The sequence below is a fragment of the Pseudomonas sp. Bc-h genome (assembly GCF_002080045.1).
In the GTDB taxonomy this organism is placed as follows: Bacteria; Pseudomonadota; Gammaproteobacteria; order Pseudomonadales; family Pseudomonadaceae; genus Aquipseudomonas.
Map to the genome: position 1 here is coordinate 113,775 of NZ_MUIN01000011.1, position 12,722 is coordinate 126,496.

The window sequence follows — 12,722 nt, forward strand, 5'->3', positions numbered from 1 at the left end:
TCGACATCAAGCTGAATCGATCATAAACGAGCAGGAGCATGCGGGGGTGTGGGCGGCAATGTCAAACGCCGGTTGGGGCGCGCAGCATCCGACCAGCGCACGTGTGCACGCACAAACCTGCCCATCAGACCTCATCGATAATTCACCCAGTTTTCGCAGAGAAACGCGGCGTCTCTGCGGCCTCCTGTCTCCTACACTGACCGGTTCCACTTAACCCGATCACCTTGAACCCACGCTGATTCCAGCACTCCATCTTTCTTACAACCTCAACGGAGACATCCGACATGAAAATCGATTTGACCGGCAAGACCGCACTGGTGACGGGCTCGACCCTGGGTATCGGATACGCCATCGCCAAAGGGCTGGCGGAAGCGGGCGCAGAGGTGATCGTCAATGGGCGCAAGCAGGAAGCGGTCGATGAGGCCGTCACCCGACTCAAAGGCGAAGTACCCGGCGCGAAGTTGCGGGGCGTGGCCACCGACGTCGGCAGCGCGGATGGTTGCGAGGCGCTGGTCAAGGCGGTGCCGCAGGTCGATATCCTGATCAACAACGTCGGCATTTACGGCCCACAGGATTTCTTCGACACGCCGGACGAGGTCTGGCAGCGCTTCTTCGACGTCAACGTGATGTCCGGTGTGCGCCTGTCGCGCGCCTATGCCGACGACATGGCCAAACGCGGCTGGGGTCGGATTGTGTTCATCTCGTCGGAGTCGGCGCTGAATATCCCGGCGGACATGATCCATTACGGCTTCACCAAAACTTCCAATCTGTCGATCTCCCGCGGGCTGGCCAAGCGCATGGCGGGTACGGGCGTGACCGTGAACGCCGTCCTGCCAGGCCCTACCCTGTCCGAAGGCGTGGCAGACATGCTCAAGGATGAAGTGGAGAAAACCGGAAAGTCGCTGGAAGAAAGTGCCGCCGCGTTCGTCATGCAACATCGCCCGAGCTCGATCATCCAGCGCGCGGCGACCATCGACGAAGTGGCGAGCATGGTGGTCTACGTGTCGTCGAAACAGGCATCGGCCACCACTGGCGCTGCTCTGCGCGTTGACGGCGGCGTGGTCGACACTATCGCCTGATTCAGCCTTGAATCTGCGGGCGAGCGGCGCTTTCCCGCAGCATCAGGCGCTCTTGAGCCAGCGCAGGAAACCACCCTTCTTGATCTCCACCGGCTTTTGCAACAGCAGCGACTGGCGCACCCCCTGACGAAACAGTTGCAGCTTGTTCAACGCCGCTTTCAACTCCCCGCTGGCTTCAAGATGAGTGCGCAACATGGCCTTGTCGATGCGGAACAGAACGCACCCGGTGATGCAACGAAATTGCCCCCGAGAGCGCGCGTCGGCCAGAATCCCTTCTTCGCCCAGCACCTCACCCGGCCCCATGCGCGTGGCTTCGAGCAGCCGCTCGCCATCATGCACGGCGAGGGAAATCACTCCGGTGCTGATGATCATCAGGCAGTCGGACACCTCTTCGTATTCCAGCACGACCTGGTCGGCATGGCACTCGACCACGCGCATGGCTTCAGCCAGTTGATCACGTTGAACCGAACTCAGCGAACGAAAGATCTTGACGTCCTCCAGCAACAGGCGCTGCCGACTCCAGCCTTGCGCGACGTTGCCTGGCGCTGCGGCCGCCTGAGATCCGTTACCCAGTTTTATCCCCGCTGCTTCCAGATGCCGATGGGCCAGATCGAACAGTTGATTGCAGACTTCGGTGCGCTGGCTGAGCGAAGCAATGAAGCCGCGCATTTCGTATTCGATATAGTCGGTGGTCGAACTTTTCACCGAGGCCTTGGCCGAGTGCGTGCCGAGCAACTGGCGAGTGCCCTGCAGCGCCCTTTCCAGCGCCTCGATCACCCGGCCAGGGCGTATCTGCGCCGGGACTTGCAGCGTGACACTCACTCCATGCACGTCCACCGGCCGACTGAAGTTGAGCACCTTGGCGTTGGCCACGATGGCGTTGGGAATCACCGCCATGCTGCCCAGCGAGGTCATGAGGTGCGTCGCGCGCCAGTCGATGTCGACCACCCGCCCCTCGATGCTGTCGATCTGCACGTAGTCATCAACCTGGTAGGGCTTGGTGGTGTTGAGCACGATCCCGGAAAACAGATCGCTCAAAGTGCTGCGCAGCGCCAGACCGCCGACGATGGCCATACCGCCTGAGGTCGCCAGCAGCCCTTTCACCGGCAGCTGCATGACGTAACCGGCAGCCGCCGCAATGGCGATCAGGAAAATCCCCGCGCCCATGATGTCCTGAAACAGACGGGCGCTGTGTTCGCCACGATTGAAAAACATCGAGCTCAACACAACCGTGAGGGTGCGTGCTGCGAAGAACCACCACAGCACCGCAAGGACCGTGCTCAGCATGTTCAGCGCGACATCGTCCGGCCAGGGCGATGGCTGCAACGGGCTGACGCCAACGGCGATGATCAGCCAGGAGAACAGCAGGAAAATGGCGACGCGCACCAGCGTTCGTTGAAGGATGCGAACGGACGGCGTGAAGTGCCAGACGAGCAGATCCAGCGCCAGCAGCATGAAGCCTGCAATCAAGGTGAAGAGTTGCGGAATCTCGATCATGACGTATGCCTGCTTCACACCAAAAAAGCCCGTCCCGGACGCACCGGGACAGGCAAGCAACAGCCTTTGTTTGCTCCGGGCACAGGTTTGAACATGCTAGGACCGGAGCGAAGGAGGGTAAACGCCAAAAATCCCTGAAAAAAGGCCAGTGTTCCGGCCGTGTTTTCAGACCCGAAAAACAGCTCCGGCAGGTGTTTCAGCGCGAGAACCGACTGCGATAATCACGGGGTGAAATCGCCAGATGACGCTGAAAAGTGACGCGCATGCGTTCTTCGTCTCCGAAGCCGCACGCGCCCGCAATCTGATCGATATTGCGGTCCGAATCCTCCAATAACCGACGCGCCGCCTCCAGACGGAAGATCTCCAGCGCCTTGGCCGGGCTGCGTCCGGTTTTCTGCTTGTAGACCCGGCTGAAATTGCGCGCACTCATGTTCGCCTGGCGGGCCAGGATTTCGACATCCAGCTCTTCGCGCTGCAGGTTCTGCGTGAGCCAGACATGGAAACCGGCAAAAGTGTCGCCATCGTTCATCTGCGATTGCAGCATCTCGCTGAACTGCGACTGCCCGCCCGGGCGCTTCATGAACACCACCAACTCGCGGGCCACCTGCATCGCCACATCTCGCCCGCAATCGGCCTCGACCAGGGCCAGCGCCAGATCGATGCCCGCCGTGACGCCCGCCGACGTCCAGACCATGCCCTGTTGAATGAAAATCGCGTCCTGATCGACCTCGACCGTGGGAAAACGCGACTTGAGCATGTCGCACATCGCCCAGTGTGTCGCAGCGCGCTTGCTTTCGAGCAGACCCGCCTGCGCCAGCAGAAACGCGCCGCTGCAGACCGACGCCGTGCGCCTTGCCTGAGGCGCCATCCATGACAGCCAGTCAATTACATCGGGGTTATTGTCCAACGCACGAATGATCTCCGGCGCACCCGGCACAATGATGGTGTCCACCTCTTCACCGGCGAATGACGACAGGGGAATGGTGTCCACCGTCACGCCTTCGGCGGTTATGGTCAGCCCCCCGGCGATGCTTGCCGTGGGGCGATCGTAACCGGCCAGGCCGCGCTCATTCATGGCCTTGGTGGCGCACCAGAAAACCGTCTGCGCCCCGGTCAGGTCCAGCAGGCCCATTTCGGGATAGGCAACGAACAACACAGTACGAGGACGATTGAACGGCACGGCGAGCGCAGCACTGGACATGACGAGCGGTCTCACTGACAAAAGCGCACATTTTGCCGATTCGCGGGCAAAGCGCACTCATCCTTAGGTAGGTTTTTTCAAGGCCTGGATCACTGCTGAACGATTTTTTGATGCTGAGGAAGGTGTAGCGAAAAACGGCGGGAATTCAAGGCGGGGCGAATCAATTCAAGCGGTGACCAGAGGCGCACGGCAGTGACACCCCTGGTCTTTCTCGGCGGTCTCAAGGTGTCTATTCCTCCTCTTCTTCCTCGTCGTCCACTAGCGTGAACCAGGGTTTCAGTTCGCTCAGCTCGAAATTGTCTGACTCCGCCCTGACTCTCCCGATACGGGGAAAGTCCGTGGGTTTTAATGACACGGACGAGTCGAAGATCTCAGCGCTCGTCAATACAACGGATTTGTCAGCCATGTTTGAGCCTCCCTGTCCAAAGATGCGCGTAAGAACGCTGGGAAACTATAGACCAGCTTCGTGAACCACTCGTCGATTCACGACCCGCTGGTCATGACGCGCAAGACGGGCTTGGTGGCACGACCCATTCCCCGTAGCCGCAGGCTCGCCGGCGGTAGCGATCTCAGGTTCGCCACCGCCGGCAAGCCCTGCTGCAAAGTTCGGGGTTGCCCCTGCGGATCGGTCAGAACTCGCCATACTCCGCGCGCATGCGCCCGTTGCGTTTGACGTGGTAGAGCAAGCCATCAACCTTCTCGATGAACGCAACGGCCGTCTGATCCGGCCCGGGAACGATGGTCCCGACACCGAGGCTCAAGGTGAGCAAAGGCGAGACCTCAGACTTCTCATGGGGAATCTGCTGCTGACGAACCAGCTGCATGCATTTCTCCGACACGCGTCGCGCCTGATCCTGTGTGGTATCGGGCAGCAGCCAGACAAACTCTTCACCGCCGATGCGCGCGATGAAGTCCCGTGGATTGTTGGCGGCCAGGGACAGCGTCTTGGCCACCGTGCGCAACGCTTCATCGCCTTTGATGTGCCCGTAGTGGTCGTTGTACTGCTTGAAGTAATCGATATCCATCATGATCAGCGACATTGGCTGCCCGGTTTCCTGAGCGCTGGTCCACTCGCGCTCAAGCACGGTGTCGAACATGCGCCGGTTGGCAATGCCGGTCAGGCCGTCCTGATAGGAGTACGCTTCGAGCTGCTTCTGCAGGCGAACCAGATGTTCCTCGGTCTTCTTGCGCTCGCTGATGTCGAACATGAAACCCACCAGCGCCTCGACCTCGCCATTCTTGCGCACCACGTGGACCACGTCGCGAATCCAGACGTATTCGCCGTCTTTGGTCAACGCGCGGTAATCGGCTTCATGATCGACCCCGGCCTTGGACTGGGACACGCAGAAGTTGACCACGTAATCGCGGTCGTCCGGGTGCATGCGCTCGACCCAGTCGTTGATGCCCACCCAACTGTCCTGCTCCCAGCCAAGCAACCGTTCGATCTGCGGACCGATGTAACTGAAGGTCATGCTCTCCCAATCAATCCGCCAAGGGATGGCCTTGGTCGATTCAAGCAGGGTTTTGTAGACGTCGCCGTCGGTGCCTGGGGGCAGGGATTCGTCACTCATGATCGACCACGTTCCGGAAGAAAGAAGGTGGCGACAGCATGTTGCCACTATCGGCACCGCGCAAGAGTGGCGTCGGCGTCAGAAGAGACTTTCCAGACGGCTGGTTGAAGGCCAGCTATATATGATCTATCGACACTTCTCTGTAGCAGTCCGGCTTGCCGGCGGTTGCGTTCGCCAGATCGAACCCAGGCCCGAATCCGTCACCGCCGGCAAGCCGGACTGCTACAGGGCAGGCCTCATCACGGCAGCAACGAGTAAACCAGCGCCGAAATCGACACCAGACCGACCACTACCACAAATACGTTGGACAGCTTGCCCGCGTACTGACGCATGGCAGGAACCTTGCGCACGGCGTACATCGGCATCAGGAACAGCAACGCGGCGATGACCGGACCACCGAGGGTTTCGATCATGCCAAGTATGCTCGGGTTCAGTGTCGCCACCAGCCAGCAAACCACCAACATGAACGCTGCAGTGAGGCGGTCCAGCGTGCGTGGCGACGGACGACGACCGCTCTTGACCACCAGGCCCTTGAGGCCCTCACTGGCACCGATGTAGTGACCCAGGAACGATTTGGTGATCGCCACGAAAGCAATTAACGGCGCGGCGAAAGCGATGGTCGGATTGCTGAAGTGGTTGGCAAGGTACGAGAGGATCGACAGGTTTTGAGACTTCGCCTCGGCCAGTTGCTCCGGCGACAGCGTCAGCACGCAACTGAAGACGAAGAACAGCACCATGACCACCATCAGGCCATGGGCACGGGCAAGAATCTGCGAGCTGCGCTGTTCGGCCTGGTCACCGTACTGACGCTTTTGATCCACGGCGAACGCGGAAATGATCGGCGAATGGTTGAACGAAAACACCATCACCGGAATCGCCAGCCATAAGGTGTGCAGCAAGGCCGAAGGTGCAGGAACGCTGGTGGCTGTGCAGAGAATGCCGCCGGTCCAGTGCGGAATCAGAAACACGGCCAGAAACAGCAGCGCGACGATGAACGGATAGACCATCAAGCTCATGGCCTTGACGATCAGCCGCTCGCCGCAACGCACCACCGCCAACAGGCCGATGATCAGCACGAATGCCAGCACCGCGCGGGGAGGCGATTGAACGTGCAATTGGTGTTCGAGGAAGCTGGCGACGGTGTTGGTCAGCGCGACGCTGTAAATCAGCAGGATCGGGAACACCGCGAAGAAATAAAGCAGGGTGATCAGCGCCCCGGCTTTCTTGCCGAAATGCTGCTCGACGACTTCAGTGATGTCCGCGCCTTCGCGACCTGACAACACGAAGCGAGTCAGCCCGCGGTGCGCGTAAAACGTCATGGGGAATGCCAGCACGGCAAGCATCAGCAAAGGCCAGAAGCCACCGATACCTGCGTTGATCGGCAGGAACAGAGTGCCTGCGCCGATGGCGGTGCCAAACAGCCCGAGCATCCAGGTGGTGTCGTGGCGGTTCCAGGTAGTCGTCACGCTTGCGGGCGCGGCGTCGATGCGTTGTTCGACGCTGTTGGCCTGATCATTCATCCGGTCGATTTCTCCGTTGCCGGTGATAGCTACAAGGTCAAAAGCGCGTCGAAAAGCTCGGCAGTCAGCGCCCCTGACCGGTTCTCTACAGGGAAAGGGGCGCGATTGTCCGGGATTAGAGAGCAGAATCAAAGGGTTGTCGGAGGGATGGTCATGCTTTCAGAGGTTTGCGACGGGCCACTGCGACAACGTAGCGCAGGGTACAGGGCATGGATCATCCGTAGCAGTCCGGCTTGCTGGTGGTGACAGTCGCTTGATCGCCACCGCCGGCAAGCCGGACTGCTACCGGTGAGTAAGGGCCCGATCAGCCATCGACCCGCCGCAACGGCATGCTCAACTCCACCCGCAACCCGTCACTGCGGCTGTCGAACTTCAGCGAGCACGCACAGCGCTGGACGATGGCCTGAACGATCGCCAGACCCAAGCCGGCGCCGGGGCTCTTGCCGTTGCGCCAGAAGCGCTGGGTCAGTTTGTCCAGATCGGGCTCCGGAATGCCGGGGCCGTAATCCCGGACGCGGAAATGCGCCTGGCCATCGAAGGTCTCGATACTCAACTCCACCCGCGCGCCCACTTGAGTGTGACGCAAGGCGTTGTCCAGCAGATTGCGCAGCGCCGCCACTGCCAGCGCCGCGGGCATCTCCACCGGCGCTGTGGATAACTGCGTCGGCAAGATCAATTCGATGCGCTGGTCATCGCCGTGGTTGGCATCGTGAATCGCCAGCCGTGCGACCTTCTCGGCATCACATTGCACGCCATCGTCGAACGACAGGCTGCCTTCGACCCGCGCCAGCAAGAGCAACTGCTCAAGGGTCCGATGCATCCGGTCGGCGCCCTCTTCTGCATGGGCCAGCGCCTTGTCGCGCTTGTCGCCTTCGGTCATGCGCGCCACTTGCAAGTGGGTTTTGATCGCCGTCAGTGGACTGCGCAACTCATGGGCCGCATCGCCGGTCAGTCGGCGTTCGCGTTCCAGAGTCTGGGCGATGCGCTGGAATAACTGGTTCTGGCTCTTCAGCAACGGCTGCAACTCGCTGGGCAGATTCGGCACGTCCAGCGGCTCGACCGAATCGGCGCTGTGTCGATTCAATGCATCGCGCATGCGATTGAGTGGCGCCAGCCCGCGCCCGATGCCGAACCAGACCAGTATCAGGCTGCCGAACAGCGCCACGAGCACCGGCACCGATGCCGCCAGCAGCACCGAATGCCCCAGCACGTCGCGTTCGATCTGCCGGTCCGCGGTACTCACGCGCACGTTGCCGTGCATCATGGTGTACACGCGCCAGTGTTCGTTGTTGATCATCTGGTCATGGAAACCGCTCGCGTCGGCCTTGAGCGGTTCGGCGGGCGAGCTTTCGGTACGCGCCAACACTTGCCCACGCAGAGAACTCAACTGACAGGCCATGCCGTTGGGAATCCCGAGTTCACCGGCCCGCAGCGAGCGACCCTCGCCGTCGGCGGGCATCTGCATCTGTTCCAGCAGCCCCGCCACCATACGCGCCGACGCTTCAAGCCGCTGGTCAAGGGACTCCATCATTTGCGTGCGCAGGTCACGTAGCATCCACGCGGCGGCCAGCACCCAGATCAGAATGAACGCCGAGCCCAGAATCAGGCTGAGGCGAGTTCGCAGACTCATCATCCTTGCTGCTCCGCAACATCACCGGCAGGACCGAGGCGATAGCCCAGGCCGCGCACGGTCTCGATGATGCCGCCACCGAGCTTGCGCCGCAGATGATGAATATGAACGTTGAGGGCGTTGCTTTCGACTTCGTCACCGAAGCCATAGACGCAGTCCTTCAGTTGCTCGCTGGACAGCACCCGACCGTTGTTGTTGAGCAATGCCTGAAGCAGCGCCTGCTCACGTCGCGACAGATCGACAGGCTGGCCAGCCAGACGGGTCTCGCGACTGCTGGGGTCGTAAGTCAGGGCGCCATGCTCGATGACGTTGACGCTGCGTCCGGCCATGCGCCGCACGAGCGTGTGCAGCCGGGCGCTGAGCTCGCGCAGGTCGAAGGGCTTGAGCAGGTAATCATCGGCCCCTGCCTGCAGGCCATCGACGCGATCGGTGACGGTGTCGCGCGCGGTGAGGATCAGCACCGGAATGTCGACGCCCTGCTGGCGCAACTGGCGCAACAGTTTGAGGCCGTCTTCATCCGGCAAGCCGAGGTCCAGCACCATGACATCGAAATGCGCCGCCGAGAGCATCGCCCGCGCCGCCGACGCAGTGGCAACACGGTCAACGGTCAGCCCTTGGGCATCGAGCCCTGCAGCAATGCCGCTGGCAATCAGGTCGTCGTCTTCACAGAGCAGTACGTGCATGGGCGGCCTCGACAAAAAGGCGATTGAATCAGCGGGGGATTAAGGGTGGATTATGCAGCAGGCGGCAGACGTCCGCTTTTGATTCTGGGCGCTGCCTGTGAGAACCCCGCCGTTAATCAGCCCTTAATCACCGCCCGTCACTCTCGCTTCATTCACGATCTGCCGGGTGTATGCATGCGTAAGTTGTTGCTGCTGCTGATGCTTCTGTTGTTTCCCTTGCTGGCGCAAGCGCTGCCCGGCACAGACTTGTTCAAGAAGCCGGATTTCCTGCCTGTCGGACAGGCGTTCATGTTCAGTTCAGAGCGTCTGGAGTCCGGGGAAACACGTCTGTACTGGCAGATATCCGACGGATATTACCTGTACCAGAAGCGGCTTAAATTCGAGGGACTGAGCGTCAATCAGCAACCTGCTCTGCCGCCGGGCGAGGAGCACAACGACGAGTATTTCGGTCAACAGCAGGTGTATCGCCAAGGGCTTGAATTGGTGATCCCCGCTTCCGCCAAGGGCCAGGTCAAGGTCGGTTGGCAGGGTTGTGCCGACGCCGGGCTGTGTTATCCCCCGCAAAGCCAGGTCATCGATCTGGGAGGCGGCAGCGCCAAGGTGGTCGACGGCCAGGCGCAGGATCAGACGTTGGCCAGCAACCTGCAGGAGCGTTCGCTGGGCTGGAGTCTGCTGATTTTCTTCGGTCTCGGTCAGTTGCTGGCTTTCACCCCTTGTTCGTTGCCGATGTTGCCGATTCTGGCGGGCGTGGTGGTGGGCAGTGGCGCTCGGCCTCGACGCGGTTTCGCGCTGGCGGGTGTCTATGTGCTGAGCATGGCCCTGATCTACGCTGGTTTGGGTGTCGTTGCTGCGCTACTCGGCGGCAATCTGCAATCGACACTGCAACAGCCCTGGTTGCTGGGCAGTTTCGCCGGGCTGTTCGTCCTTCTATCGCTGCCGATGTTCGGGTTTTTCGAGCTGCAATTACCAGGTTTCCTGCGTGATCGACTTGAAAACGCCGGGCGCCAGCGCCAAGGCGGAAGCCTGCTGGGCGCTGGCGTTCTCGGTGCCTTGTCCGGACTGATGGTCGGGCCTTGCATGACCGCGCCACTGGCCGGCGCGCTGCTGTACATCGCGCAAAGCGGTAATGCCCTGCACGGCGCGCTGGTGCTGTTCGTCATGGGCCTGGGCATTGGCCTGCCATTGTTGTTGGTCGTCACTGTCGGCAATCGCTTCCTGCCCAAACCCGGGGCGTGGATGGATCTGGTCAAAGGCGTGTTCGGCTTCCTGTTACTGGGCACCGCGCTGATCATGATCAGGCCGTTGCTGGATGAAACCCTGTGGCTGGCGCTGTTCGGCGTATTGCTATTGATCGTCGCTTTCAGCGCTATCGCTCAGACCCGCCACCTGAAGCGCGCCGCCTTGATCGCCGGCCCGGCTGGGATAGTGCTGGGCCTGTGGGGCGTGATGATGATGGTGGGCGCAGCCGGTGGCGGCTACGATCCCTGGCAGCCGCTGAAGATTTACAGCGGTGCGCGAGGCGACTTGACCCGCGAAAGCCACGACGCATTCACGACGGTAAAAGACCCCGCCGTCCTCGACCGCGAACTGGCCACCGCCAGCAGCAATGGCCAGTGGGTCTTGATCGACTACTACGCCGACTGGTGCGTGTCCTGCAAGATCATGGAGAAGAACGTATTCGGCAAGGCTGACGTCATTCAGGCGTTGAACGGCGTTCGGCTGCTACGCCTGGACGTAACGGCGGACAACGATGCCAGCCGTGAATTGCTCAAGCGTTATCAGGTTCCCGGCCCACCAACAATGCTGTGGATCGGTCCAGACGGCAGCGAACGTCGGGAGCGCCGCATCACTGGCGAGGTCGATGACAAGCAATTTACCGAGCAATGGCAGACCACCCGGGAGCGCGGCTGATGCTGAGCTTTTCCCTCGGCCCCTTGGTGCTGGCGATGAATCACCTGCTGTTGCTTCCAGCACTGGCGCTGGCGACGCTGGTGGGCTGGATCAGCGGTCGTCGTCAGAGGATCAATCCGGAGCGCGCGCTGTTCGGCCTGTTTCTGCTGGGGCTGGTCGTCGCCCGCCTCGCTTTCGTGATCGGCTACTGGGCGCAGTATCGTGCCAACCCCATAAGTATCATCGACATTCGCGACGGCGGATTTTCCGTCTGGCCGGGGGTGATTGCGGTGCTTACCGGCGCCCTGCTTTTCGGCTGGAAGAAACCAACCCTGCGAATGCCCATGAGCATGGGCGTCGCCAGTGGCCTGGTGTTCTGGGGGCTGGCGAATCTGCTGGTCAGTGTGTTCCACCACGACGCGAATCTGCCGGATCTGACTTTGCGTAATGCAGCTGGAGAACCCGTGCAACTGAGCAACTTTCGCGGCAAGCCTCTGGTGGTCAATCTATGGGCCACCTGGTGCCCGCCCTGCCGTCGCGAAATGCCAGTGCTGCAATCCGCGCAACAGCTCAATCCCGGTGTTGAGTTCCTGTTCGTCAACCAGGCAGAAACGCCTCGCGAGGTTGCGACTTTCTTCGCAAGCCAGGGTCTGCATCTGAGCAACGTGCTGTTCGACGGTAATGGCGAGCTGGCGCAGCGCGTCGGCTCTGCCGCCCTGCCTACCACCCTTTTTTATGCCCCGGACGGTCGCTTGTCCGGCAGCCACATGGGCGAACTCTCCAGCGCCAGCCTCAAGCATTATCTGGACAACTTCAACGAAACGGCGCCGCCCGATTCCCGTCTTACGAACACTCCCTCAAGGAGCACTCAATGAGTTTCATGCGTTTATCCGTCGTCGCCGTCAGCCTGCTCGTGCTGCAAAGCCCGCTGTTGCAGGCTGAGGAACTGCCCGCGCCGATCAAGGCTCTGGAAGCCAAGGGCGCGACGATCAAGGGCAGCTTCGACGCACCCGGCGGGCTCAAGGGTTTCGCCGCCGAATACCAGAAGCAGGCCATGGCGCTGTACCTGACAGCCGACGGTAAACATGTGCTGGCGGGCAACCTGTTCGACGAAAAAGGCGAAGACCTCAGCGAAGCGCCACTACAAAAGCTGGTCTATGAGCCCATGACCAAGGAAATGTGGAGCCAGATGGAGAACAGCACCTGGATCGCCGACGGCGTCAAGACCGCCCCGAAAGTGATCTACCTGTTCAGCGATGCCAACTGCCCTTACTGCAACGTCTTCTGGGAACAGGCGCGACCCTGGGTCAAATCCGGCAAGGTGCAACTACGGCACATCATGGTCGGTGTGATTCGCGAAGACAGCGCCGCCAAAGCTGCGACCTTGTTGGCCGACGCCAACCCGGAAGTCGCCCTGCAAAAGCATGAACAGGCCGGCAAGAGCAGCACGCTCAAGGCCATGGACACCATTCCCAAAGACATCCAGGCCAAGCTCGACGCCAACATGAAACTGATGGAAGACATGGGGCTGTCGGCCACGCCATCGATCTTCTACAAAGACAAGGACGGCAACCTGCAACAACAGCAAGGCGCGCCGCGACCCGAGGTGCTCGCCAAAATGATGGGCCCTAAGTAAACGCCAGGGCTGTGA

The 12,722-nt window shown here is 60.9% G+C and carries 10 protein-coding genes; 4 read left to right on the top strand and 6 right to left on the bottom strand.

Annotated features, from left to right (window positions below):
• The first annotated feature begins 284 nt into the window (after positions 1-284).
• Positions 285-1,079: an SDR family oxidoreductase gene (locus BWR59_RS20840; RefSeq protein ID WP_081567526.1), complete on the top strand. Its 795-nt coding sequence runs from the start codon at positions 285-287 to the stop codon at positions 1,077-1,079.
• A 42-nt stretch (positions 1,080-1,121) separates the two neighbouring features.
• Here BWR59_RS20840 and BWR59_RS20845 read toward each other — a convergent pair whose 3' ends face one another.
• The 6 genes from BWR59_RS20845 to BWR59_RS20870 all read right to left on the bottom strand — a co-directional run bounded on the left by BWR59_RS20845 (position 1,122) and on the right by BWR59_RS20870 (position 9,181).
• Positions 1,122-2,576, bottom strand: coding sequence for a mechanosensitive ion channel family protein (locus BWR59_RS20845; protein WP_081567527.1), 1,455 nt, complete (start codon positions 2,574-2,576; stop codon positions 1,122-1,124).
• Between the two features lie 196 nt (positions 2,577-2,772).
• Complete coding sequence (locus BWR59_RS20850; protein ID WP_081567528.1) at positions 2,773-3,777, bottom strand: helix-turn-helix domain-containing protein; 1,005 nt, start codon at positions 3,775-3,777, stop codon at positions 2,773-2,775.
• Positions 3,778-4,406: 629 nt separating this feature from the next.
• On the bottom strand, positions 4,407-5,348 hold the full coding sequence (locus tag BWR59_RS20855; RefSeq protein WP_081567529.1) for a sensor domain-containing diguanylate cyclase: 942 nt from the start codon (positions 5,346-5,348) through the stop codon (positions 4,407-4,409).
• Positions 5,349-5,587: 239 nt separating this feature from the next.
• The gene (locus tag BWR59_RS20860; RefSeq protein ID WP_081567530.1) at positions 5,588-6,868 is read right to left on the bottom strand and encodes a serine/threonine transporter; all 1,281 of its coding nucleotides are present in this window, start codon (positions 6,866-6,868) and stop codon (positions 5,588-5,590) included.
• A 304-nt stretch (positions 6,869-7,172) separates the two neighbouring features.
• Positions 7,173-8,501 (bottom strand): ATP-binding protein, encoded by a 1,329-nt coding sequence (locus BWR59_RS20865; protein WP_081567531.1) that lies wholly within the window; start codon positions 8,499-8,501, stop codon positions 7,173-7,175.
• Entirely contained in the window at positions 8,498-9,181 is a 684-nt protein-coding gene (locus BWR59_RS20870; protein WP_081567532.1) for a response regulator, read from the bottom strand. The genes BWR59_RS20865 and BWR59_RS20870 overlap by 4 nt, the downstream gene beginning before the upstream one ends.
• Positions 9,182-9,355: 174 nt before the next feature.
• Between BWR59_RS20870 and dsbD the strand changes: the two genes are divergently transcribed.
• The 3 genes from dsbD to dsbG are packed head-to-tail and all read left to right on the top strand — an operon-like array spanning position 9,356 to position 12,707.
• A complete protein-coding gene (dsbD, locus tag BWR59_RS20875) occupies positions 9,356-11,092 on the top strand; it encodes a protein-disulfide reductase DsbD (protein ID WP_081567533.1) in 1,737 nt (578 codons plus the stop codon).
• The gene (locus BWR59_RS20880) at positions 11,092-11,946 is read left to right on the top strand and encodes a TlpA disulfide reductase family protein (protein ID WP_081567534.1); all 855 of its coding nucleotides are present in this window, start codon (positions 11,092-11,094) and stop codon (positions 11,944-11,946) included. The genes dsbD and BWR59_RS20880 overlap by 1 nt, the downstream gene beginning before the upstream one ends.
• Before the next feature lie 5 nt (positions 11,947-11,951).
• Positions 11,952-12,707, top strand: coding sequence for a thiol:disulfide interchange protein DsbG (gene dsbG, locus BWR59_RS20885; RefSeq protein WP_178111242.1), 756 nt, complete (start codon positions 11,952-11,954; stop codon positions 12,705-12,707).
• Positions 12,708-12,722 lie beyond the last annotated feature (15 nt).

Coding starts and splice junctions, on each gene's coding strand:
- BWR59_RS20860 (WP_081567530.1), bottom strand. CDS start 6,868: ATGAATGATCAGGCCAACAGCGTCGAACAACGCATCGACGCCGCGCCC.
- BWR59_RS20880 (WP_081567534.1), top strand. CDS start 11,092: ATGCTGAGCTTTTCCCTCGGCCCCTTGGTGCTGGCGATGAATCACCTG.
- BWR59_RS20840 (WP_081567526.1), top strand. CDS start 285: ATGAAAATCGATTTGACCGGCAAGACCGCACTGGTGACGGGCTCGACC.
- BWR59_RS20855 (WP_081567529.1), bottom strand. CDS start 5,348: ATGAGTGACGAATCCCTGCCCCCAGGCACCGACGGCGACGTCTACAAA.
- BWR59_RS20870 (WP_081567532.1), bottom strand. CDS start 9,181: ATGCACGTACTGCTCTGTGAAGACGACGACCTGATTGCCAGCGGCATT.
- BWR59_RS20850 (WP_081567528.1), bottom strand. CDS start 3,777: ATGTCCAGTGCTGCGCTCGCCGTGCCGTTCAATCGTCCTCGTACTGTG.
- BWR59_RS20845 (WP_081567527.1), bottom strand. CDS start 2,576: ATGATCGAGATTCCGCAACTCTTCACCTTGATTGCAGGCTTCATGCTG.
- BWR59_RS20865 (WP_081567531.1), bottom strand. CDS start 8,501: ATGATGAGTCTGCGAACTCGCCTCAGCCTGATTCTGGGCTCGGCGTTC.
- dsbG (WP_178111242.1), top strand. CDS start 11,952: ATGCGTTTATCCGTCGTCGCCGTCAGCCTGCTCGTGCTGCAAAGCCCG.
- dsbD (WP_081567533.1), top strand. CDS start 9,356: ATGCGTAAGTTGTTGCTGCTGCTGATGCTTCTGTTGTTTCCCTTGCTG.